Source organism: Acetobacter indonesiensis, assembly GCF_000963945.1.
GTDB classification, from domain to species: Bacteria; Pseudomonadota; Alphaproteobacteria; order Acetobacterales; family Acetobacteraceae; genus Acetobacter; species Acetobacter indonesiensis.
Genome location: NZ_BAMW01000071.1, coordinates 1 through 2,687 on the forward strand (window position 1 = coordinate 1; position 2,687 = coordinate 2,687).

Genomic DNA, 2,687 nt, shown 5'->3' on the forward strand with positions numbered 1-2,687 from the left:
CCGCTGATCCCGATATCCTGCGCCGCCGCTATGGCAGACCCGTCAATCTTGACAGGACCATTGGCTTCAATCTTCACGCTACCGGTCGTGCTGCCAATCACACTCGGCGTATAGGTGCTTGTCTGAACACTCTGTTCATCCGTCCGCGACCCGTAGCCTAACGCAATTCGATACTCACAGGGTCTGCCACGAAACTCTGGCATCCGTATCTAGAGCCTGAATCACACTTTAACGACTCCCGAAGCGGGCTCGGAGGACAATATCTTTATCAATATCTCCTAAACGGATCATGCAAATCTATCTGATTATCCTCCCAGAAACATTCCAAATACTTCCACCCTTTATTTTCCAAAATTTCTTTATCTATATTTGTTATTGGAACAACCCATATTGGAATAATTTTAATTTTCTTCATTTCCTCTTGAAAAAGATCACTTCTATAAGCTGGAACAGTAAAATAAATCCCACATATATTGTCTTTAATCCATATGTGATCTCCTGGTTGAGAAAATAAAATAAAATTTCCTCTTTTCGGACAAGCAATATGATTTGAAAGTAGTAAAGATATATAATAATCCATCATCGAAGCAGCATTGTCATTTGGTAATTCTTTTTGAAACTCCATAAACCACTCCATACTTAATATAGAGTAATTTTTCGACAAACCTAAAGTGCTTATAAAGTTCAAATGTTCGTTCTTGTATTCAACAATTTGCAAACCATCTTCAACGGAACTCTTCATACTTCCTTGAATTTGACCAAATTCTTTCTCAAAAATAAATGGAAGGCTATTTCTTAAATCTTGAATCATTGTTACCCCCACTTCTATTACAACTTGGACACTCCAAAGAAACACCTTTCTGATAATTTTCTATCACACTCTGACGTGTCGTATTAGAGTTAAAACTTCTATTTGACCATGAAGGATTATGGCTCACATCCCAATCTCTAGATTTACCTGAATTAGGAGCATTCTTCACTGTAACTCCACAGGTAGGACATAGCTTCCCACCATTGGGACCGTCTTCTGCATTATCCCATGTATTTTGTATGGTACTTTTTCTAAACGAACTTCTATTAGTTAAGTTTCCCTTTTGATTGCTTCCATTTACAGCTTGAATAGTCTCATCAGAGCCATATCCTATGGCATTTGCTTTTAAGGTATAATGCCCATCCGGGTCGTTCTTTTCAGATCTGCCAAATCCAGGATTGTCCGTATAGTTTGCGTAGAGATCTTCCGGACTCCCTCTTTATATAGACTTGAGTTGTTACGCCCGCCGGGTTTTGAGTGTCATTGCCCGCAACCTCGAGGGACGACCACGCATCAACCTGATTGTTGGCAGAACCAGAGACCGGTTCGTTATTTTCAGAACCATCGGAAGATAATTCAGGCTCGCATTCAGCCAATCAACACAGGAGGCATGAAGTTTTTAGAACTCTCCACGTTATTATTTATTCTCCCTTATTACCACTTCTCTTTCATGAAGATTTTTCAAATATTCAAATGCTTCCATTAAAGTAATTTCAACAATATCATCATAAAAAATCAATCCGAAAATTTCACTAATACCTTTTTTTTGATAAACAACTTTTGTTTTATTTTCATATGAAACTGCATATATCCTATTATCTAGCATCGATTCAACATCAATCCGTATAGAAAAATTCTCAGCATATTCTCTTTCTCCAATATATTGATACAAATCTTCACCCTCCCCATAATTAGCATCCTCAATTAAATTAAAAAAATTATTATAACTCATTCCAAAAATATTTTTGTTTATTCTTGTTTTTTTACATTCAACTATCGATTCAAGTATATAATAGGCATCCCTTAAGGACACCATCTCCTGACAATCCCCAATAATATTTTTTTTTATATTATAATAAAGGTATCCATTCAACCACGGTCCGCAATAATTATCATCTAGCTTTATTATAATACAGAACTCATCTTTTTTTCCAAATATTTTCATTTCATTCCGTCCACTGTATTTTTTGTTGCACTCGGAACTTCAGATGGTTTTACAATTCCAGAAAAATGGACTGTACCTGCATTATCTGAGAAAAACCTATAATACCCCTGTTCACCTTTTCCGTACCATGCTTTTTGTGAAGTTTCTGTTTTAGCTCCTCTTATAGCACTATTCTCATACACGCTTTGAGCATCAGATGGTTCTGGGCTTTTCCTTGGGTTATAAAGAGGAGTACCTATATCATGTGCAGGGTTTGACTGATACGGCGGCTTAACACGATTATTCACAACATCAGGATTATACGGACTATCCTGGAGCGCAGGACTCTCCGTCAAATCTTGTTTGGGCTTTTTTCCATTTACAGCCTGAACAGTCTCGTCAGCCCCATTTCCATAAACATTCTCTTTAAAAGTATAATGCGCCCCTGCCTCTGAATCACTGTTGTCAGAGCTGCCATATCCAGGGTTGGCCGTGTAGTTTGCGTAGGGATCTTCCGGACTCCCTCTTTTATAGACTTGAGTTGTTACACCCGCTGGGTTTTGAGTATCATTGCCTGCAACCTTGAGCGATGACGACGCATCAACCTGACTGTTGGCAGAACCAGAGACCGGTTCGCCATTTTCAGAACCAACAGGTTCCACCGAAAAGACTTGTGCCTGTATCGCATCATTGATGAGCTGCTTGGTAAGTGAATCACTTTCTTTTACGGTA

At 38.5% G+C, this 2,687-nt stretch carries 5 protein-coding genes; all 5 read right to left on the reverse strand.

All coding sequences use genetic code 11. The annotated features are described in order from the left end of the window. Nucleotides 1–203, reverse strand: a 203-nt coding sequence (locus tag Abin_RS13940; RefSeq protein WP_048848001.1) for a hypothetical protein, incomplete at its 3' end; no start/stop codon positions are given. A 65-nt stretch (nt 204–268) separates the two neighbouring features. Beyond that, nucleotides 269–811: a suppressor of fused domain protein gene (locus Abin_RS13945; protein ID WP_084593664.1), complete on the reverse strand. Its 543-nt coding sequence runs from the start codon at nt 809–811 to the stop codon at nt 269–271. After that, nucleotides 789–1,145, reverse strand: coding sequence for a GH-E family nuclease (locus tag Abin_RS16205; protein ID WP_084593665.1), 357 nt, complete (start codon nt 1,143–1,145; stop codon nt 789–791). The genes Abin_RS13945 and Abin_RS16205 overlap by 23 nt, the downstream gene beginning before the upstream one ends. A gap of 303 nt (nt 1,146–1,448) precedes the next feature. Further along, a complete protein-coding gene (locus Abin_RS13955; RefSeq protein WP_048848005.1) occupies nt 1,449–1,976 on the reverse strand; it encodes an Imm42 family immunity protein in 528 nt (175 codons plus the stop codon). Then, nucleotides 1,973–2,687, reverse strand: a 715-nt coding sequence (locus tag Abin_RS13960) for a hypothetical protein (RefSeq protein WP_048848007.1), incomplete at its 5' end; no start/stop codon positions are given. The genes Abin_RS13960 and Abin_RS13955, both read right to left, overlap by 4 nt.